The organism is Ureibacillus sp. FSL W8-0352 (assembly GCF_038004345.1).
In the GTDB taxonomy this organism is placed as follows: Bacteria; Bacillota; Bacilli; order Bacillales_A; family Planococcaceae; genus Ureibacillus; species Ureibacillus thermosphaericus.
In genome coordinates this window covers 59599-81369 of the sequence record NZ_JBBOQT010000001.1, presented here as the reverse complement: position 1 = coordinate 81369, position 21771 = coordinate 59599, and the positions used below count along the sequence as shown (strand labels likewise).

The window sequence follows — 21771 nt, the reverse complement described above, 5'->3', positions numbered from 1 at the left end:
TTTATTATAATCTACCAGCTTTCAAATCTTCATGCCAATTTTTTAAGAATGGAATATCGTCGGACTTAATAGCACCAGAATCTTTTGCCGCTTCAATTAAATAGTCGAAATTCGTTAAGCTGACATACTTTATACCCTCATTTTCAAAAGCATCCTCGGCTTTTGGCAAATTGTATGTATAAACACATACAACACCCACGACTTCGCATCCTGCATCTCTTAATGCTTTTACTGCAGTAAGTGATGAACCGCCAGTTGAAATGATGTCTTCTACAACAACTACCTTCTGACCTGGTTCTAGTTTCCCCTCAATTTGATTGCCTCGTCCATGATCTTTCGGTTTGGAACGCACATATACCATTGGCAATTGTAATACATCACTCACCCATGCAGCATGAGGAATTCCTGCTGTTGCTGTGCCTGCAACCACTTCTGTTTCAGGAAAATGTTCTTTAATTTTTTCCGCTAAACCTTTCGCAATTTGTTTTCTTGCTTCTGGATAAGAAATGGTTAAACGTGTATCACAATAAATGGGTGATTTAATTCCACTTGCCCAAGTAAATAATTCCGATGCGTTTAATTCAACAGCACCTACTGATAACATGATTTGGGCAATTTCTTTTTCAATAGCCATTAAATTCCCTCCCAAAGTTGGCATACCTTTTTATAAGCTTCTACAGGATTTTCTGCTTTAGTCACTGCTCGTCCAATAACAATATAAGAAGAGCCATTAATTCGGGCATAGTCAGGAGTTGCAATCCGTTTCTGATCGTGAGCATCTCCACCAGGCAGTCGAATTCCAGGTGTCACTCGTAAGAACGTTTCTCCACATACCTCCGCAATATTTTTTGCTTCATGAACAGAGCAAACAACTCCATCTAATCCAGCATCTTTCGTTAATTGTGCATAATGCAATACTGAATCTAACAAGGATAATGGGATTTTTTGCTCCTTTTGCATTTGTTCTTCCGTTGTAGACGTTAATTGAGTCACGGCAATGAGCATTGGCCTTTTGTCAGCACTTCCTGCCTCTAATCCTTCAATGGCTGCTTCCATCATATTTTTTCCGCCGGCTGCATGCACATTTACTAAATCAACGCCCAAACGAGCTAGCCCTTTCATTGCAGATTTCACTGTATTTGGAATGTCATGAAGTTTTAAATCAAGGAATATATCATGTCCTAAATCCTTAATTTTTCTTACAATATCAGGACCTTCTTGATAAAAAAGCTCCATTCCAACTTTTACAAACAATTTTTCATCGAATTGGTTTAAAAACTGAAAAACTTCAATTTCACTCGGAAAATCTAACGCGATAATCGGTTTGTTCATTAACGATGGCTCCTTCCGATAATCTCTTTAATATGCTTTACTCCAAGCTCATCTAACTTCGCTGGAAGGGCATCAATTATATTCGGACAAATGAAAGGATCGATAAAGTTCATTGTACCTACTGCAACTGCTGATGCACCAGCAGACATAAAGTCGATTACGTCTTGAACGCAAGAAATGCCACCCATACCGATAATCGGAATATCTACCGCTTTATATACTTCATAAACCATTCGTAAAGCAATCGGTTTTACCGCTGGACCGGATAGTCCTCCTGTAACATTGGCGATGACTGGTTTTCCAGTTTTTTCATCGAGTCGCATGCCCAATAATGTATTAATCATCGTAATTCCATCGGCTCCGCCTATTTCAACCGCTTGTGCCATTTCCACGATATTCGTTACATTAGGTGAAAGTTTCACATATACAGGAACTTGAGAAACGGCCTTCACTTGTTCTACAAGTTCTCTAGCAATCACAGGGTCTGTTCCGAACGTAATGCCTCCTTGCTTAACATTCGGGCAAGAAATATTTAATTCTAATGCTTTTACATTTGGAGCAGTTGAAATGCGTCTTGCCACTTCCACATAATCTTCCGGTGTAGTACCTGCTACATTAGCGATAATCGGCACATCAAAGCGTTCTAACCAAGGTAATTCTTCAGCCATGACTTTTTCGAGTCCTGGATTTTGTAATCCGATGGCATTCAGCATTCCAGCAGGTGTTTCTGCTACACGAGGCGTCGGATTTCCAAGTCGGGGTTCTACTGTCGTTGCTTTAATCATAATGGCTCCCAACTTGGAAAGGTCATACAACCCGGCATATTCACGGCCAAATCCGAAACAACCAGAAGCAGGCATAATCGGATTTTTTAATTGTAAACCAGGGAGTTGGATATCTAATCGATTCATAATTTCACAACTCCTTTCTCAAATACAGGACCATCTGAACAAATTTTAACGTAGTCTTTCTCTTGCCCTTCTTCCGTTTTGCAAATGCAAGCAAAACAAGCACCAATGCCGCAGCCCATACGTTCCTCAAGGGATAAATATCCTTTTTTCTCCTCATACATTGAAGCTAATGCTCTTAACATCGGCAGCGGGCCACATGAATAAAAGATATTAAAATCTGGATTTAATTCATTCAATAAATCCGTAACGAATCCTTTAAAACCTTTTGATCCGTCATCCGTTACATAATAGGTTTCGCCTAATTTTGTAAACTCTTCTTCATAAAACGCTACTTCTTCTGTTTGGAAACCAAGTACATGGATAGTCCGAACGCCTTTAGCATTTAACTGTTTTGACAGTTCATAGAGGGGTGGAACACCAATCCCTCCTCCAACAAGAAGAGCCGTTTCACCTTCACGTGCTTCTTCAACTGGAAAACCGTTACCGAGAGGACCTAATACGTCCACCTCATCGCCTACTTGTTTCTGAGATAAAACTTTTGTCCCTCTACCTTGTGCTCGATAAATAATTGTAAATTCTTCTGCTTCTTTCTGAATATTCGCTATACTAATTGGGCGTCTTAACAAAGGCTCCAACAAATCTGAAACTCGTATATGAACAAATTGTCCAGGAGACATCTCCTGAACAATTTGACCTTGCAAAGTCATTTCAAAAATGTCTTTTGCAATTTCCCTTTGGCTTACTACCGTCATACGTTCTTGTCGAATCATGAATATACCTCCGCTTTCGGCATTTCCTGTATTGCAAATGTCATGGATTCAATGACTGTTATTAAAGCGTTAGCTGTATCTAATGATGTTAAACAAGGAATGCCGTTTTCAACAGTTTCTCGACGAATGCGGAAACCGTCGCGGGCAGGTTGTTTTCCTTTCGTTAAAGTATTAATTACAACTTGGGCATCACCGTTTTGGATTACATCCACCAACGTTTTACCTTTGCCACCAATTTTATCTACTACTTCTGTTCGAATACCTGCTTCTTCAAATTTTTTCGCTGTTCCTTCTGTCGCCATGATGCGATAACCTACAGATTGGAAACGTTTGGCAAGACTAATTGCTTCTTCTTTATCTTTATCCGCTACTGTAAATAACACAGTTCCATACGGTTTGATTTCTATACCTGAAGCAACCAACCCTTTATATAATGCTTTTTCTAAAGTAATGTCTTTCCCCATTACTTCACCAGTTGACTTCATTTCAGGTCCTAGTGTGATATCGACGCGTCGTAGTTTTGCAAAGCTAAATACAGGTACTTTTACGTATACACCTTTTTTCTCTTCAACTAGACCTGTTTCGTAACCTTGTTCAACGATTGATTGACCTAAAATCGCTTTTGTTGCAACATTCGCCATCGGAATGTTTGTAATTTTGCTTAAGAACGGCACTGTTCTTGATGCACGAGGGTTTACTTCAATGACATATACATTTCCATCTGAAATGACATATTGGATGTTCATTAATCCGACAATATTTAATCCTCTAGCCAATCTTGTTGTATAATCCACAATCGTTTCAATTTGTTTTTGCGTTAAACTTTGCGGTGGGTAAACGGAAATTGAGTCACCTGAGTGAACCCCAGCACGTTCAATATGTTCCATAATGCCAGGAATGAGTACATTTTCTCCATCAGAAATCGCATCTACTTCTACTTCTTTTCCTGTTAAATAACGGTCAATTAATACAGGATGATCTGGAGAAGCTTCTACCGCATTTTCCATATAATGTTTCAATTCATTTTCGTTATAAACGATTTCCATCGCACGGCCGCCAAGAACGTAAGAAGGACGAACCAATACCGGGAAGCCGATTCTCTTTGCAATTTCCAATGCTTCATCCAATGAAACCGCAGTGTCCCCCTCTGGCTGTGGAATTTTTAATTCTTTTAAAGCTTGTTCAAACAAGTCGCGATTTTCTGCTCTGTCGATATCTTCTAATGATGTACCTAAAATTTTCACACCATTTGCTGCAAGTTTATCTGCTAAGTTAATTGCTGTTTGTCCACCGAATTGTACTACTACTCCAATCGGTTTTTCCAAATCGATAATGTGCATTACATCTTCAATCGTTAAAGGCTCAAAGTAGAGTTTATCGGAAATTGAAAAGTCTGTTGATACCGTTTCAGGGTTTGAGTTGATAATAATTGCTTCATACCCTGCTTCTTGAATTGCCCAAACCGAATGCACTGTTGCATAGTCGAACTCAACGCCTTGTCCAATTCGGATTGGACCAGAACCAAGAACGATGACAGATGGTTTATCGGAAACAATCGATTCATTTTCTTCTTCGTAAGTTCCGTAATAATAAGGAGTTGCTGATTCAAACTCCGCTGCACAAGTGTCAACCATTTTATAAACCGGTACAATACCATTCGATTTGCGAAGTTCGTAAATTTCTTTCGCTTCCATATCCCAAAGCTCAGCGATTTTTTGATCTGCAAAGCCTAGACGTTTTGCTTGTTTTAACACTTCTAAATCATTTTTATTTTCAGAAAGAACAGTCTCCATGTCGATAATGTTTTTCAGTTTATATAGGAAGAATAAATCGATTTGTGACCATTTATGAATTTGTTCCACAGCGACACTGCGGCGCATTGCTTCAGCGATAAAGAATAGCCGTTCGTCGCCTGCTTTCTTAATGCGTTTTTCAATCCAGTTATCATCATGATCTTTTGCATGTTTTAAATCGATATGATAATGGCCAGTCTCGAGAGATCGAACTGCTTTTAAGATCGCTTCTTCAAAATTACGTCCTAAAGCCATTACTTCCCCAGTGGCTTTCATTTGCGTACCTAAATTACGTTTTGCAGATTCGAATTTATCAAATGGCCAACGAGGAATTTTTGCCACTACATAGTCGATGGCAGGTTCGAAGTCTGCATATGTAGTGCCAGTAACAGGGTTTTTAATTTCATCCAGCGTTAAACCAACCGCAATTTTTGCAGCGATTTTTGCAATTGGGTAACCTGTTGCTTTAGATGCTAAAGCAGATGAACGAGAAACACGAGGATTTACTTCAATTACATAATATTTAAAACTATGTGGATCAAGTGCTAATTGTACGTTACATCCACCTTCAATTTTTAATGCACGGATAATATCTAATGAGATGTTACGTAGCATCTGATATTCCCGATCAGTTAACGTTTGGACTGGTGCTACTACAATTGAGTCACCAGTATGAATACCAACTGGATCCACGTTTTCCATGCTACAAACTACAATCGCATTATTTTTTGAGTCGCGCATTACTTCAAACTCAATTTCTTTGTAGCCTGCAATGGATTTTTCAAGTAGACATTGTTTCACTGGGCTATATTTTAAACCGCTTGAAACAATTTCTTCCAACTCTTGTTCATTGTGACAAATTCCTCCGCCAGTACCTCCTAGCGTAAAGGCTGGTCGAACAATCACTGGATAACCGATTTTTTCAACAAAAGCTTTTGCTTCTTCAACACTATGAACGATGTCGGATTCAGGCACTGGAGCACCTAATTCAAACATCAAACTTCTGAATAATTCACGGTCTTCTGCATGATGGATTGCTTCTAATTTTGTTCCTAATACTTCTATCCCTAATTCATCCAAAATACCTGATTTTTGAAGTTCAATTGCCATATTTAATCCAGTTTGTCCACCAAGAGTTGGAAGTATGGCATCTGGTCTTTCTTTTCTCAATATTCGGGAAACAAACTCTAAACTAATCGGTTCGATATAAACCTTATCTGCAATTTCTGTATCTGTCATAATCGTTGCAGGGTTTGAGTTTATTAGAATCACTTTATATCCTTCTTCTTTTAATGCAAGACAAGCTTGAGTACCAGCATAATCGAATTCTGCAGCTTGCCCAATAACGATAGGACCTGAACCAATAACTAAAATGCTTTCAATATCTTTACGCTTTGGCATATGCTATTTCCTCCCCTGCTCGTTCCATTAATGCAATAAATTCATCAAATAAATAGTTCGAATCTTCCGGACCTGGTGAAGCTTCCGGATGAAATTGCACTGAAAAGACTGGATGTTTTTTATGTTTTAAACCTTCGATTGTACCATCATTTAATGAAACATGCGTAATTTCTAAATCCGTACCTTCCAATGAGTTTTCATCGATTACATAACCATGGTTTTGCGAAGTGATTTCAACAACACCAGTTTGAAGATTTTTTACTGGATGGTTTCCACCACGATGTCCGAAAGGTAACTTATAGCTTTTCGCACCGCAAGCCAATGCAATCAATTGGTGCCCTAAGCAAATACCAAACATCGGAACTTTCCCAATTAATTCTTTGATTGTTTCAATAGCTTCTGTTACATCGGCGGGATTACCTGGACCATTGGATAATAGAATGCCTTCTGGACGAAAACTCATGATTTTTTCAGCAGGTGTATTATAAGGAACTACAAGAACATCACAATGACGATTATTTAATTCACGCAATATCCCGTTTTTCATTCCAAAGTCCATTAGCACTACTCGTTTCCCTCTACCAGGACTTTGGAATGGCATTTTTGTCGAAACTTCTTTTACATGATTTTTCAAATAAGGCGTTTCATTTAATTGTTTAACAATTTCTTCTACATTCACTTCCTCGCCTGCTGCAGTTAACATCGCACGAACTGCACCTTTTGAACGAATGATGCGAGTAAGTTTTCTTGTATCAATTCCTTCAATTCCAGGAATATTATGTGTTTTTAAATACTCATCCAAAGTGATTTCAGAACGGAAATTTGATGGGATTTTCGTTAATTCACGAACAACAACACCTCGAATAACAGGAGCAATCGTTTCAAAATCATCGCTGTTTATTCCATAGTTACCGATTAATGGATAAGTAAATGTTACAATTTGACCGTAAAAAGAAGGGTCAGTAATTGTTTCTTGATACCCAGTCATCCCAGTTGTGAAAACAACTTCTCCTTGACTGCTTTGTTCACTTCCAAACGCTTCTCCCTGAAATACTGTCCCATCTTCCAAAATTAAGAGACGCTTTTTCATCATTCTTCCTCCTTATAAACCACATTTCCTTCAAAGATTGTCATGACCGGCCAACCTTTTGCTTTCCATCCATTGAATGGCGTATTGCGACCTTTAGAATAAAACTCATTTGCATCAATTGTTTTCTCTTTATTTAAATCAATAATTGTTAAGTCAGCAGGTGCACCTACCTCAATTTTTCCATAAGGAAGCTCGAAAATTTCAGCAGGTTTTGTAGCCATCCAATCCACTAATTGTTTTAGTGTAAAAATTCCTGTTTCTACAAATTTTGTATAAAGCAATGGAAAGGCTGTTTCAAATCCTACAATTCCAAAAGGAGCTCCAACCATTCCGCAACATTTTTCTTCAGTAGTATGTGGTGCATGGTCTGTGGCGATGCAATCGATCGTACCATCAAGTAATCCTTCAATTAAAGCTTTTTTATCTTCTGAAGCTCGTAACGGAGGATTCATTTTCCAATTTGCATCATCACTTGGAATGTCCATATCTTCTAATAGGAGATGATGTGGACAAACTTCTGCAGTAACACGAATGCCCGCTTTTTTAGCATCTCTTACTGTACGAACGGATTCTTTCGTAGAAACGTGACAAACATGATATCTTGCCCCAGCTGCCTCGGCAAGTAATACGTCCCGTGCAATTTGTACCGATTCACAAACGCTTGGAATTCCAGGTAATCCTAATTGTTTATTACGAACCCCTTCGTGCATTACCCCGCCATAGATTAATGAGTTATCTTCACAATGGGCAACAACAATTGCACCAACTTTTGCTGCATCTTGCATTTGTTCATACATTGTTGCAGCAAGTTGAACGCCCACGCCATCATCTGAAAAAGCTACAGCACCATGTTCTTTTAATTCAGCGATATTGGTACGTTTTTCCCCGGCTTCATCAACAGTAAGTGAGCCATAAGGAAGGACACGAACCACTGCACTATTTTTAATTAATCCTTTAATATATTCAAGGTTTTCAACAGAATCTGGCACAGGCTTTGTATTTGGCATAGCACAAATTGTTGTAAATCCACCTCTAGCAGCTGATCGAGTGCCCGTTTCAATTGTTTCTTTATGTTCAAAACCAGGTTCCCTTAAATGAACATGTACATCGACAAATCCTGGAGAAACAAAATTTCCTTTTCCATCAATTACTTCAGCATTTTCTGGTTTTGATTCACCGATTGCAGCAATTTTGCCTTGTTCAATCGTAATCGTTGTTTCAACAAGTTCACCGTGGTCATTTAACATCTTGATATTCTCTATAAACGTCGCCATGTTATCTCTCCTTCAAAATTGTTTCAAGAATTGCCATTCGAACAAATACACCGTTTTGTACTTGTTGAAAAATTCTTGAACGTCCACATTCCACTAGTTCTGAAGCAATTTCCACATCCCGATTGACTGGCGCCGGGTGCATGATGATTGCATGTTCCTTCATTTGCTTTTCTCGTTCGGGTGTCAACCCAAATTGTTGATGATAATTTTCCTTTGAAAAATATACATCATGTCGTTCATGTTGAATTCGAAGCAACATAATCACATCACTTTCTTCTAACAGACCGTTCCATGCGTGCTGTGCCTCAAAATCACCGGCCCATTCAGGAGGACAAAGGAAATTTACATTTACTCCTAATCGTCGCAATGCGATGGCATCAGATTTTGCAACTCTGCTATGAGAGATATCCCCTGCAATCGTTACTGTTAAACCTTTGAAGCGTCCAAATTCTTTATAAATCGTATATAAATCCAATAAACTTTGGGATGGATGCTGCCCTGTTCCATCACCGGCGTTAATAATGCCGACATTAATTCCTTCAAGCAATTCTTTGTAGTATTCATCTTCCTTTGCCCGAATGACAACCGCATCAAGTCCAATCATTTCCAACGTTTTTACAGTATCGTACAAAGTTTCCCCTTTTAGCATACTTGAAAATCCTGCTTCAAAGGGGATGACTGTACATCCTACTTTTCGTTCTGCCATTTCGAAACTTGTTTTTGTTCGAGTGCTTGGTTCAAAAAATAAATTCGCTACATAATAGGAACGTGTTAGCTTCGTTTCCGCTCCCTGTTCAAATTCTCTTGCTCTTTCTAAAATAGCCAACACTTCATCGTTTGATAAATGTTCCATTGAAAGTAAATTCTTCATTGTCAGTTTCCTCCTAATTTTATTTACACTCATTGCCATATACATGGCTTAGGAGGGATGACAAGTATGCACTTGCCATTCGTCTCCTTTTTTGCCTCACTGGACAAATCATTAAAGGATTATTGAATATCTTCTTATTTAAATTCTTCTATATTCTTTTCTCTACCCGGAAGGATTAAGTTTAAGATAACGCCAACAATAGCAGCAAGTGCCATACCTTCAATCGCAAATGCTTCAGTAAATCTGATTGCTGCGCCACCAATTCCCACCACTAAAATGACAGATGCTATAACCATGTTGCGGTTTTGACCAAAATCAACTTTGTTTTCTACAACCATTCGAAGACCACTTGATGCGATAATCCCGAATAATAGGATGGAGATTCCTCCTAAAACGGCTGTTGGAATTGTTTGTACTAACGCCATTGCTTTACCGAAGAATGAAAGTAATATTGCAATCACTGCAGCACCCATGATGACATACACTGAATACACTTTCGTAATGCCTAATACACCAATGTTTTCTCCATAAGTCGTTTTCGGTGGACCACCAATTAGCGCACTTACAAATGTACCTAAACCATCACCAAGAATGGAGCGGTGCAATCCTGGATCTTTAATATAGTTTCGTTCAACGATTTTTCCTAATACAAGTTGGTGACCGATATGTTCTGAAATCGTTACGATCACAATTGGAACCATGGCTAATAAAATTGTTGATGTTACGTTAAACTCATAATGAATTCCAGGAATTAAAAAGTCTGGGACTGCAAACCATGATGCTTCTTTTACTTTTGTAAAATCTACGATACCGATGATTGCGGAATATATATACCCGACTACTAATCCTAAAAGAATTGGCATCGCGCTTAAAATATTTTTAAAGAACACGTTGAAAAATATCGCTGCAAATAAAGTCACTAATGCTGCTGAAAAATGCCAGCCACTATATTGTTTTACTAATTCTGTTTGACCTGTATCAGAATTTACTTGTTCCACTGAAATATTCATTGCCATATCTACCGCTACTCCAGCAAGTCCAAGTCCAATTACCATGATAACTGGTCCTACTACAACAGCTGGCAATATTTTCATAATCCATTTATAGCCGGTTTTATATATTAGTAATGAAACAATTCCATATACTAATCCAACTGCCATCGCACCAATCATTGCATTTCCAGGATTCACTGCTGCACCCTCTGGATCTAAACCGCCAGATACTAATAACATCGGTGCAATAAATGCGAAGGATGAACCTAAATAAGCTGGTACTTTAAATTGTGTTACAATCAAAAAGATTATTGTTGCAATACCGCTTGTTAAAAGTGCAATCGCTGGACTTAACCCAACTAATTGGGGCACTAAAATCGTCGATCCGAACATGGCAAACATATGTTGAAAACTTAATGTAATGAGTTGTCCACTAGAAGGTTTTTCATTAATATCGATAACTTGATTTGACATAATTTTACCTCTCTATCTTCATTAGTTTGATTTGTGTAAAGTAACTTGATCTTTTCCGTCTACTTCTGTTACATGAACAACAATTTTTTCAGAACTGGAAGTCGGAATGTTTTTCCCTACATAATCTGCCCGAATTGGCAATTCCCTATGTCCTCTGTCAATTAATACAGCAAGCTGAATTTGAGCAGGACGCCCTAAATCCATCACTGCATCAAGTGCTGCGCGTACAGTTCTACCTGTATAGAGCACGTCATCAACAAGAACTATTTTTTGATCATTCACAACGTAATCAATATCCACTTGTTGTACAGTTGGCTCGTCCTCATCAAATTTCGTAGATAAATCATCGCGGTATAATGTAATATCTAATTCACCTGTGCGAACTTTTGTACCTTCAATTTTTTCGATTCTCTCAGCCAATCTCCTTGCAAGATAAGTACCGCGAGTCCTAATGCCAACTAAAATAACTTTGTCAATTCCCTTATTTCGTTCAATAATTTCGTGAGCAATTCTCGTTAACGCTCGGTTCATCGCCTGTGCGTCTAACAATTCTGTGACTTGAGCCATTCATAAATTCCTCCTTATTTCATAATCCAATCACTTTGCACAAAAAAACCTCTTAAGCCGCCAGCTTAAGAGGTTGAAGTTACAGTAAAATAGTATGTTGGTATAGTAATTGAATATAGGAACCCCTGTTAAAATTGGGTACACTTCACCCAAATTAGATATAATAGGGCCTTACCCATTCCATCCAACATATCTCATTACCTTTTCAGCCTCTCTGGACTGCCATTAAAGGTACTCATATTTTATTGTCGTTTGATGTTATTCTACTTCTGTAAAGTATAGAACTAATTATCTTCCAAGTCAACACTCTTTTCTTAATTGTTCAAGTAAATTTACAAAATCATGAGGTAAAGGTGCTTCAAATTCCATAAATTCATTTGTTCTAGGATGCACGAAACCTAAAACACCTGCATGTAAAACTTGTCCTCCAAAATCAATCGTTTTCTTTGGACCATATTTCGGATCTCCCACTAATGGATAACCGATATATTTCATATGAACGCGAATTTGATGAGTGCGACCTGTTTCTAATTGACATTCCACTAATGTATATTTTCCTCCAAAACGTTCCAACACTTGGAAATGAGTAATTGCTTCTTTTCCATTGTTGACAACAGCCTGTTTTTGGCGGTCTTTCGGATCCCGACCAATGGGAGCATCAATGGTCCCTTTATTATGTGGAATATGTCCATGAACTAATGCAGTATATTTTCGTTTTACTGTTTTATTCACTAACTGTTCAACAAGCGAATGATGGGCTTGGTCATTTTTAGCAACCATTAACAGACCAGAAGTATCTTTATCGATGCGATGAACAATCCCTGGACGAAGAACCCCGTTAATTCCAGATAAATCTTTACAATGATACATTAAGCCATTCACTAATGTACCTGTCATATGTCCTGGGGCAGGATGAACTACCATCCCCCTTGGTTTATTCACAACAAGTACATCAGAATCTTCATACACAATATCCAACTCTAAATTTTCAGGGATTACTTCAAGTATTTCAGGTTCGGGAACATCTACTTCAATAGAATCCCCTTCTTTTACTTTATATTTAGCCTTTACTTCCTTGCCGTTTACTTTTATTAGCCCTTCTTCAATCCAATTTGATATTTGTGTTCTAGACCAGTCCTCTTGAATAGTTGATAAAGCTTTATCAATTCGTTCTCCTGCATGTTCTGCTTCAATTGTTATGGATACAACTGTCATTGTTTCACCTTTCTCTGTTCTTTTTGATCTTCCTTTAATATCACAATTATCAACATGACTACGGATATCGTCAATGCCGCATCTGCTACATTAAAAATAGGAAAATCATAGCGGATAATTGGAATGAAAACATCAATAAAATCAACCACTTCACCTCGAAAAACTCGATCAATAAAGTTGCCGATTGCCCCACCTAATAAAATCATTAAACTAACGCCAAGGAAAGGCTTATTTTTTCCTTCTTTATGAAAATAATAAATCACACCGACAATTACAATAATCGTGACAATATAAAAAATCCACATTTGTCCTTGAAGCATTCCCCAAGCTGCTCCACGATTTCGATGACTTAAAATACCAATCCAAGGATCCCATATGCCAATCCGATCACCTATTTGCATCCTCGTCACGATAAACCATTTTGTAATTTGATCAATCAATATGATGAATAGTGCTAAAACGTAGTATTTAAACACATTCTTTCCCCCGTTTGCCTATATATCTTCATTATTCTAACATATTCCTTCAATTAATACAGAGAAACTATTCCTTTTATTTCAATTCCGATGTAAAATTACAAAACACTTGTGCGGATACACTCCCCGCTCGTGTATATAATCCTCCTACTTGTGCGGATACACTCCCCGCTCGTGTAGATAATCCTCCTACTTGTGCGGATACACTCCCCGCTCGTGTAGATAACTCCATTGTTCATGTGAAAAACCATTTTGTAACAATCTTACAAATTCATATATCGCTCCATTAAATTTCCCTACTAACCATTTTATTAAAAAAGATGTATTTGCAAACAAAAACCGCCCTTGAATTACAAAAGTAATTCAAAAGCGGTCTATTAATTATTCGTAATGATTGATTACAATTTCTGCACAGCGAGCACACAATGTTGAATGTTTTTCGTTTTGTCCAACAGTTTCAGCATAAGACCAGCAACGTTCGCATTTTTCACCATTCGCTTTCTCAACAGCAATGGATGTTTTATCTAGCTCTACAGCATTGTTTGGTGCATCTTTTCTATTGCCTAGAACAACAAATTGTGATACAAGTGAAATTTGTTTAAAGTCAACATGTTCATCATTTAATAATGCTAATACTTCTTCATCATCTGCATAAACAGCCACTTTTGCATCTAATGGTTTACCAATGATTTTCGCGTTACGTGCCTCTTCTAAAGCTTTTAATACTTCGTCACGAATCTCCATCACTTGATTCCATTTTTCACGAAGTTCTTTGAAGTTGCTGCGTTCATCAACTTCTGGGAAGTCTGTTAATTGAACAGAAGCTTCTTCTTCATTTAAATAAGACCATAATTCATCCGTCGTATGTGGGATGATTGGTGTTAGAACCTTTAATAATGTGTGCAAGCAATCATACATCACTGATTGCATCGCACGGCGAGCTGGATTGTTTGGCGCCTCAATATATACTACGTCTTTCGCAACATCTAAATAGAATGCTGACAATTCAACAGACACAAAGTTGTTGATGGAATGATAAACTGCTGAGAAATCATATCTGTCATATGCAGCACGCACTTGTTTTAATACATCCTGCAAGCGCATGTACATATATTGATCCACTTCACGCAATTCTTCATATGGCACTCGGTCCGTTTTTGGATTGAAATCGTATAGATTCCCGTGTAAATAACGAAGCGTATTTCGGATTTTACGATACACTTCAGAAATTTGTTTCAACATGTCCATCGAAATACGAACATCACCTGTATAATCTACAGAAGCAACCCATAGACGAAGAATATCCGCACCATATTGTTTCATCACTTGTTCAGGAGCGATGACGTTTCCAAGGGATTTACTCATTTTGCGTCCTTCACCATCTAGAACGAAACCATGAGATAAAAGCCCTTTATATGGAGCATGTCCATTAATTGCAACAGATGTAATTAACGATGAGTTAAACCATCCACGATATTGGTCAGAACCTTCTAAATAAAGGTCAGCAGGATATTTCATGCCTCGTTCAACAAGCACACCTTGGTGAGTGGAACCAGAATCGAACCACACGTCCATAATATCTTTTTCTTTCGTAAATTTTCCGTTTGGACTGCCTGGATGAGTAAAACCTTCAGGTAATAAATCTTTTGCTTCTTTTTCAAACCAAATATTTGAACCGTGTTCACGGAACAATTTTGCTACGTGAGCAATTGTTTCTGGCGTAATAATTTCTTCTCCATTTTCAGCGTAAAATACCGGAATGGGCACACCCCAAGCCCGTTGACGGGAAATACACCAGTCACCACGATCGCGAATCATGTTGTAAAGGCGAATTTTACCCCAGCTTGGTGTAAATGTTGTATTTTCAATCGCTTCCAACAATTGATCGCGGAACGGTTCGATGGAACAGAACCATTGCGGCGTTGCACGGAAAATAACCGGTTTTTTTGTACGCCAGTCATGTGGATAGGAGTGCGTAAAGAAATTTAATTTTAATAAAGCTCCGACCTCTTTTAATTTTTCAGTCACCACTTTATTGGCATCATCATAGAACATGCCTTCAAATCCAGGTGCTTCATTAGTATAGCAGCCTCGGTCATCGATTGGGCTCAATACGTCCAAACCGTATTTTTTCCCTACGATATAGTCGTCTTCCCCGTGTCCAGGTGCAGTATGAACACATCCAGTACCTGCATCGAGTGTTACGTGTTCTCCAACCATTACTAAAGAATCGCGGTCATAGAATGGATGTTTCGCAACAATATATTCCAATTGTTGTCCTTTTACTTCTTGAACGATTTCAACTTGTTCCCATCCAATTTCTTTTGAAACGTTTTCAATCAATTCTTTTGCAACGATATATAAGTTGCCATCCACTTTCACAACGGCATACGTAAATTCCGGGTTAACAGAAATACCTAAGTTAGCTGGAATTGTCCAAGGTGTAGTTGTCCAGATGATGAATTTTGCATCTTCAGGAACAACGCCTTTTGCGTCTTTAATTTCAAAGCTCACATAAATGGATGGTGATTTCACATCTTTATATTCAATTTCCGCTTCCGCCAATGCAGACTCGGAAGACGGAGACCAGTAAACAGGTTTTAACCCTTTGTAAATGTACCCTTTCTCCGCCATGCGGCCGAACACTTCAATTTGGCGGGCTTCGAATTCAGGTTTTAATGTAATGTATGGATTTTCCCAATCACCCCGTACGCCTAAACGCTTGAATTGGGCCTTTTGATTTTCAATTTGTTCGTAAGCATATTCTTCGCAAAGTTTGCGGAATTCGGCAATTGACATTTCTTTGCGATTAACACCTTTTTTCGTTAACGCATGTTCAATTGGAAGCCCGTGCGTATCCCAACCTGGAATATATGGAACATGGTAACCTGTCATAGAACGATGACGGTTAATCATATCTTTAAGGATTTTATTTAATGCATGTCCAATATGAATATCCCCGTTTGCATATGGAGGACCATCATGTAATACGAATTCTGGACGACCTTTCGTACGGTCATTTACCAGCTTATTAATATTCATTTGTTCCCATTTTTCTTGAATTTTTGGTTCGTTAACCGGAAGATTTCCACGCATTGGAAAATCAGTTTTAGGCATTAATAACGTATCTTTATACTCTACCATTCAACTTCCTCCTTTAATTATTTTGACCTATACGTATTTTTAAATTTAAATTTTGCAAAATAGAAATTCACTCTCAAAATAAAAAAAGTTTCTCTATCCCTATAGGGACGAGAAACGATTGCCCGTGGTACCACCCTTATTCACAACGTCAATAAAATAATTGACCGTTGCCTCATGACACTGTAACGTCGTGTAAAACGAAATCACTTACTTTCCTTTCAGTGATTTGGCTCAGGAGCGATTTTCTTTTTTGCTGCTTGTTCGAGCTTCCACCGTCCTCGAATCGCTAGTTGCCGCAAGCAAAAAATACTGTCTCCGTCAACACCTATTATCCCTGTTGATTAAATTCCTGTGTATCAGTATATGAAAATCATACCACCCAGTCAAGTATTAAGAAAATTATTACAATTTCCCTTGTTCTGATGTACTATTTTTAAGAAATTCTTCTTCATCCTCTAACTTAAATTGTTCTTGTATCTCCGTTAATCCAATATCGTATTCCATTAAGTGATCCCAATCATCGGCATTCAACAAGTCCAGCTGCGCTTCTACTAACATTTTGAAACGGTTTCGGAATACTTTTGATTGCTTTTTTAATGCATCAATTTCAATTGTTATTTTCCGTGCTTTTGCTAATGCTTCGTTGACAATACGATCCGCATTTTTTTCCGCTTCTTTAATGATAAGTTTTGCCTCTTGTTGAGCATTTCTGCGTACTTCCTCTGCCGCTTCTTGCGCTACGACAATCGATTTTTGCAAAGTATCTTCCATTGTATTATAGTGCTCCATTTGAGCAGTCATTTGTTTTACCTTTTCTTCAAGCTCTTTTTTCTCCCGTATAATGAGCTCATAATCTTTAATAATTTGATCTAAAAATTCATTTACTTCGTCTTCTGCATAACCTCGAAAAGCCCTCGTAAATTCTTTATTATGTATATCAAGAGGTGATAGTGGCATGGTCTCGCACTCCTTAGTCAAAATGTAAGCTTATTATTATTATAACGTTCGATGAAGTTCTTTACAGTAAATTTTTAAAACAATCTTACTTTCGCTCAAATAGTCCTATTGTTAATCGAATTTTGTCTTTTTTCGTTCGCCCTTCAATACGTGTAATTTTGAAACGCCCAAAGCCTCGACAAGAAATTGTATCCCCTTCTTGCAGCTCATAGGATGTTTCTTCACAAAGAGCAAAATTCACTTTTACTTTCCCTCCACGAATTAAGTTTTGGGATTTTTGCCTTGAAATATTAAAACTATTTGATAATATGGCATCTAATCTCATTGAAGATACAGTAAGCACTTTCTCTATCCATTCATCTTGCGGAAGAATTAACTCTTCCATGTTTTCTAATTCATCAATCCGCACATTTATCCTGCCGATTTTCGTCAAATTAGTTTTCACGTAAAGCGCAATCTCTTTTGTACAGGCAAACTGAATAATTTCCTTATCAATGCGGATGTCCCCAAAATGTTTGCGGTCAATTCCTAAGGAAAGCAAAGCTCCTAACACATCCGGATGCCTTAATTCAACGAACTTGGAAGGGAATGTTAATTTTAATATGATAATTTCAAAATCTTTTATAGTTGGTTCAAAATAGGATGGGGCAATATACAGTCTTTTCCTTTCCGCTTCTTGAAACGCCCCTTCACTATAAACGTTAATTTCATCATGAGTTCCAATAATGGATTGTACTATATGTTGTTCTCTCGGATCTAAGAACACGGTTAATTTTGGGGCATATCGATCTTCCACTTCTTTTTTCCATTCAATGACACGTTCGATAAATGGTTGTTCATCTTTTCGAAAATGTTGCAAAATATTCTGCATGTCGTCAACTCTCTCATGAATAATTCAGAAAATAAAGAACATTATATAAAAAGGATGTGACTCTTCTTTGAGCCGCACCCATCGCTAAAATAGAATATAACTTAATACTTTATAAACTCCACGCTCAATAAATGTGAGAACAATTAAGGCGATAATTGGTGAAAAATCAATCATTCCAATCGGTGGAATAAATTTTCGGAAAAACCCTAAATAAGGTTCACAAAACTTTTCTAATATCTGACCAAAAGCAGTACCTCTAGATGCTGGAACCCAAGACATTAAGATATAAATAATCAACATTAATGAATAAATTTGAAATCCTATCGATATGATTTGTATAATCGCCATAAACTCCTAATTACCTCTCTATTTTAGATATCGTCGTAATAATAATTGGAAATTTCACCTTGCACTTCAACATTTTCTGGAGTGCATAGAAAAATATTGTCACCAATTCGCTGAATATCCCCACCTAGAGCATATACGGTGCCGCTTAAAAAATCAATGATGCGCTTTCCAGCCTCATGGTCAATTCGTTGAAGATTGACGATGATGGCACGTTTATTTTTTAAATGCTCAGAGATATCTTGTGCTTCAGCATACACCCTTGGCTCTACTATAACCACTTTGGCGTTTTTCAATGAATTTGCAGATTGAATATTAATAACATTTAACGTTTTCTCTTCACCATGGCTATTGACAATTTTTTTAGTTTTCCTAGTTACAGTCTCTTGTGGTAATGAAACTGGTTCTTTTGCTGTTGGTTGAATTTCTTGCTCTTCTTCTTCATCTAAGTAAAAGAAATTTTTTAATTTGCTAATCATGCCCATCTTTTCAACCCCCTATCCTACAAGAGCTGTTCCGATTCTTATAAAAGTTGCACCTTCTTCAATAGCAATCTCATAATCGTTGGACATCCCCATCGATAACTCTTGGCATGGTGCATACGGTAAATTCAGCTTCATAACCTCTTGTTGTAATTCTTTTAAATCACGAAAAACTTTTCGAATAATTTCTTCGTTGTCTGTATTTGGAGCCATTGTCATTAAACCGACTACTTGAATTTTGCTGAATTTTTCTAAGGATTGAATGAAAGGAATCACTTCTTCTTTGCTCAAGCCATGTTTTGATTCTTCACCTGAAACATTTGCTTGAACAAAACATTTTACTGGTTTTATTGCTCGCTTTTCAATTTCTTCCGCTAAGCTCATACGATCCAATGAATGTAAATAATCAATTTCATTAATGACTTTTTTTACTTTTTTTGATTGTAGGGTGCCAATATAATGCCAAGCAGCTTGATCTTGAATCGATTCTTTTTTCGCAAGTAATCCTTCTGGACGATTTTCGCCAAGATGAATTAATCCTGCATTTAATACTTCTTTCGTGCGTTCAACAGATACTTGTTTTGTTACTGCAATAATTTGAATATGATCATGCTGTCGGCCTGCTCTATTTTTGGCTCCTTCTATTCTTTGTTGAATAATTTCTAAGTTTTCGCGAATATTTGCCATCATAATCCCATCTTTACAACTATAGTTTCTTTCATTTTAACAATCAAATCTCTATTTTTCAATGAATACCAATAATTAAGAAACTCCTTTTACTAAAATGACATCTTTGCCGATTACTAAAATATCGTTGATGAATACTTTGCGAACAGGTTCTTCACCTTGTAGAAAGGTTAAAAACTTTTTTGGTTCTGATACAAGAAAAGCTGTAATCATTCCGGTTTGTTCACAAACTTCTGCATCGATAATGTACCCGATAAATCTGCCACTGCCCGCCTCAATTATTTCCTTTTGTTGAACTACTGAAAATTTCAATTGAATCTCCTTTCAATAAATGATTACTCCAAGAAAATACAAAACTTCGTTCAGAAAACTTCAAAATACTTTTGAATTTATTCTAGAGCAGCGATGAGAAGATAAAATTTAATCTATTTTACGACAAAAGCATACTCAATAGGAACTATACTACTCTTTATAAAAATAAAAACGCACTTGTGAAAAGTGCGTCGGATTTTACAGTGATGATCCTTATCCTAATTTATAGTCTTTTTGCATGGTTTCAATCGCATTCTTTTCAAGTCTAGAAATTTGAGCTTGTGATATTCCAAGGGATTTTGCTATTTCTGTTTGTGTTTCGCCATAGTAGAAGCGTTTTGCAAGAATTAATTGTTGACGTTCATCGAGCTTTTGAATACTTTCTTTTACACTAACATACGCAACCCATTGTTCTTCTGACACGGCTTCATCCCTTAATTGGTCCATGATATATACTGCATCTCCACCATCGGAATAAATCGGCTCCTGAAGAGAAAGGGGATCCTGGATTGCATCTAAAGCATACAGCACGTCTTCTTTTTTCATGTCAATCATTTCGGCAATTTGTTCAATTGTTGGCTCATATAAATTTTCAGATATGAACTTTTCTTTTGCCTGCATTGCTTTATAAGCTATATCTCTTAAAGATCTTGATACGCGAAGAGCATGATGATCTCTTAAGTGTCTTCGAATCTCGCCAATAATCATTGGTACAGCATATGTTGAAAATCTTACATTATGCTTTAAATCGAAATGGTCGATGGCTTTTAATAATCCGATACATCCAACTTGGAACAGGTCATCTGCTTGTTCACCTCGATAAGAGAATCTGCCGACGATACTCAGTACCAGCCGTAGATTACAAATCACCAATTCATCTCTAACCCATGTTTCTCCGTTTTTCAAACGAACAAATAGCTCTCTCATTTCTTCATGTTTTAATACTGGCAAAGAAGCAGTATCAACACCACAAAGCTCAACTTTTGTACGCACCATCTTCTTTTCCTCCAGACTTTTTATCTCTTGGATTGTTTTTTAAGTTTGTCCGAAAAGGAAAAGAATATGCGTATTGTTACTAGTCCAATTTCAGCCAATTCTTTATGAGATTGGTTGGTTTAAGGATTCTCTTAACTCGGAAATAATTTTCTTTTCTAAGCGAGAAATATATGATTGAGAAATTCCTAAGTGATCCGCAACTTCTTTTTGCGTCATTTCCTTTTTACCGTTTAAACCGAATCTGCATTCCATAATGTATCTTTCTCTCTCGCTTAATCCGTTAATAGCTTCAAACATTGACGCACGTTCAATTTTCTTCTCAACATCATTCATAATAATTTCTTCATCTGTGCCTAAAATATCTGATAGTAGCAGTTCATTACCGTCTGGATCTGAGTTTAATGGTTCATCTAAAGAAACTTCACCCTTCATACGACTTGTCTTTCTTAAATGCATTAAAATTTCATTTTCAATGCAGCGAGAAGCGTATGTGGCAAGTTTAATATTCTTTTCTTTATTGTAAGTTTCAATCGCCTTTATTAATCCGATAGAGCCAATACTAATTAAATCTTCTATAGGTGTACCTGTGTTATCAAAACGCCTTGCAATATATACAACAAGACGTAGATTTCTTTCAATTAATGTATCACGAGCTTTCATATCACCATTCATAAAGGCTTCTATTACTGACATTTCTTCTTCTCTAGATAATGGTACCGGCAATGAATCATGACCTCCTATATAGTATGTTTTTTTAGTGCGAAACTTACTAAATATTCTCGTGATCAGTTCTTTCAGTTTTTTAAACAAC

21 protein-coding genes and 1 other annotated feature are annotated in these 21771 nt (G+C 37.2%); all 21 genes read right to left on the bottom strand.

Features of this window, described 5'->3' with window-relative positions:
• Window positions 1–4: 4 nt before the first annotated feature.
• Entirely contained in the window at window positions 5–634 is a 630-nt protein-coding gene (gene pyrE, locus NST98_RS00420; RefSeq protein WP_340714105.1) for an orotate phosphoribosyltransferase, read from the bottom strand.
• Window positions 634–1332, bottom strand: coding sequence for an orotidine-5'-phosphate decarboxylase (pyrF, locus tag NST98_RS00415; RefSeq protein WP_340714104.1), 699 nt, complete (start codon window positions 1330–1332; stop codon window positions 634–636). Before pyrF ends, pyrE begins: the two co-directional genes overlap by 1 nt.
• A complete protein-coding gene (locus tag NST98_RS00410; protein ID WP_168411959.1) occupies window positions 1332–2243 on the bottom strand; it encodes a dihydroorotate dehydrogenase in 912 nt (303 codons plus the stop codon). Before NST98_RS00410 ends, pyrF begins: the two co-directional genes overlap by 1 nt.
• Window positions 2240–3013, bottom strand: coding sequence for a dihydroorotate dehydrogenase electron transfer subunit (locus NST98_RS00405; RefSeq protein ID WP_168411958.1), 774 nt, complete (start codon window positions 3011–3013; stop codon window positions 2240–2242). The genes NST98_RS00410 and NST98_RS00405 overlap by 4 nt, the downstream gene beginning before the upstream one ends.
• Entirely contained in the window at window positions 3010–6207 is a 3198-nt protein-coding gene (gene carB / locus NST98_RS00400; RefSeq protein WP_340714103.1) for a carbamoyl-phosphate synthase large subunit, read from the bottom strand. Before carB ends, NST98_RS00405 begins: the two co-directional genes overlap by 4 nt.
• Entirely contained in the window at window positions 6194–7297 is a 1104-nt protein-coding gene (locus NST98_RS00395; RefSeq protein WP_096550607.1) for a carbamoyl phosphate synthase small subunit, read from the bottom strand. The genes carB and NST98_RS00395 overlap by 14 nt, the downstream gene beginning before the upstream one ends.
• Window positions 7297–8571 (bottom strand): dihydroorotase, encoded by a 1275-nt coding sequence (locus NST98_RS00390; protein WP_340704273.1) that lies wholly within the window; start codon window positions 8569–8571, stop codon window positions 7297–7299. Before NST98_RS00390 ends, NST98_RS00395 begins: the two co-directional genes overlap by 1 nt.
• Window position 8572: 1 nt before the next feature.
• A complete protein-coding gene (locus tag NST98_RS00385) occupies window positions 8573–9442 on the bottom strand; it encodes an aspartate carbamoyltransferase catalytic subunit (RefSeq protein WP_340714102.1) in 870 nt (289 codons plus the stop codon).
• A 134-nt stretch (window positions 9443–9576) separates the two neighbouring features.
• Window positions 9577–10908, bottom strand: coding sequence for a solute carrier family 23 protein (locus NST98_RS00380; RefSeq protein ID WP_016837485.1), 1332 nt, complete (start codon window positions 10906–10908; stop codon window positions 9577–9579).
• 21 nt (window positions 10909–10929) lie between these two features.
• Window positions 10930–11475, bottom strand: a complete 546-nt coding sequence (gene pyrR, locus NST98_RS00375; RefSeq protein ID WP_016837486.1) for a bifunctional pyr operon transcriptional regulator/uracil phosphoribosyltransferase PyrR — start codon at window positions 11473–11475, stop codon at window positions 10930–10932.
• A 300-nt stretch (window positions 11476–11775) separates the two neighbouring features.
• Window positions 11776–12690: an RluA family pseudouridine synthase gene (locus tag NST98_RS00370; protein WP_096550604.1), complete on the bottom strand. Its 915-nt coding sequence runs from the start codon at window positions 12688–12690 to the stop codon at window positions 11776–11778.
• Window positions 12687–13166, bottom strand: a complete 480-nt coding sequence (gene lspA / locus NST98_RS00365; protein ID WP_340714101.1) for a signal peptidase II — start codon at window positions 13164–13166, stop codon at window positions 12687–12689. Before lspA ends, NST98_RS00370 begins: the two co-directional genes overlap by 4 nt.
• 381 nt (window positions 13167–13547) lie before the next feature.
• Complete coding sequence (gene ileS, locus NST98_RS00360) at window positions 13548–16310, bottom strand: isoleucine--tRNA ligase (RefSeq protein WP_016837490.1); 2763 nt, start codon at window positions 16308–16310, stop codon at window positions 13548–13550.
• Between the two features lie 100 nt (window positions 16311–16410).
• Window positions 16411–16641 (bottom strand) — a binding site (T-box leader).
• A gap of 71 nt (window positions 16642–16712) precedes the next feature.
• Window positions 16713–17267: a DivIVA domain-containing protein gene (locus NST98_RS00355; RefSeq protein ID WP_340433072.1), complete on the bottom strand. Its 555-nt coding sequence runs from the start codon at window positions 17265–17267 to the stop codon at window positions 16713–16715.
• Window positions 17268–17352: 85 nt separating this feature from the next.
• Window positions 17353–18138 carry a YlmH family RNA-binding protein gene (locus tag NST98_RS00350; protein WP_340714100.1) on the bottom strand — a complete coding sequence of 262 codons (786 nt, stop codon included), beginning with the start codon at window positions 18136–18138 and terminating at the stop codon, window positions 17353–17355.
• Between the two features lie 84 nt (window positions 18139–18222).
• Complete coding sequence (locus NST98_RS00345) at window positions 18223–18486, bottom strand: YggT family protein (protein ID WP_016837493.1); 264 nt, start codon at window positions 18484–18486, stop codon at window positions 18223–18225.
• Between the two features lie 23 nt (window positions 18487–18509).
• Window positions 18510–18968 (bottom strand): cell division protein SepF, encoded by a 459-nt coding sequence (locus NST98_RS00340; protein WP_016837494.1) that lies wholly within the window; start codon window positions 18966–18968, stop codon window positions 18510–18512.
• 12 nt (window positions 18969–18980) lie between these two features.
• A complete protein-coding gene (locus NST98_RS00335) occupies window positions 18981–19652 on the bottom strand; it encodes a YggS family pyridoxal phosphate-dependent enzyme (RefSeq protein ID WP_340433069.1) in 672 nt (223 codons plus the stop codon).
• Between the two features lie 75 nt (window positions 19653–19727).
• Window positions 19728–19964, bottom strand: coding sequence for a hypothetical protein (locus NST98_RS00330; RefSeq protein WP_016837496.1), 237 nt, complete (start codon window positions 19962–19964; stop codon window positions 19728–19730).
• A 213-nt stretch (window positions 19965–20177) separates the two neighbouring features.
• Window positions 20178–20957: an RNA polymerase sporulation sigma factor SigG gene (gene sigG, locus NST98_RS00325; RefSeq protein WP_340715636.1), complete on the bottom strand. Its 780-nt coding sequence runs from the start codon at window positions 20955–20957 to the stop codon at window positions 20178–20180.
• Window positions 20958–21062: 105 nt separating this feature from the next.
• The gene (gene sigE / locus NST98_RS00320; RefSeq protein ID WP_096550600.1) at window positions 21063–21770 is read right to left on the bottom strand and encodes an RNA polymerase sporulation sigma factor SigE; all 708 of its coding nucleotides are present in this window, start codon (window positions 21768–21770) and stop codon (window positions 21063–21065) included.
• Window position 21771: the final 1 nt, after the last annotated feature.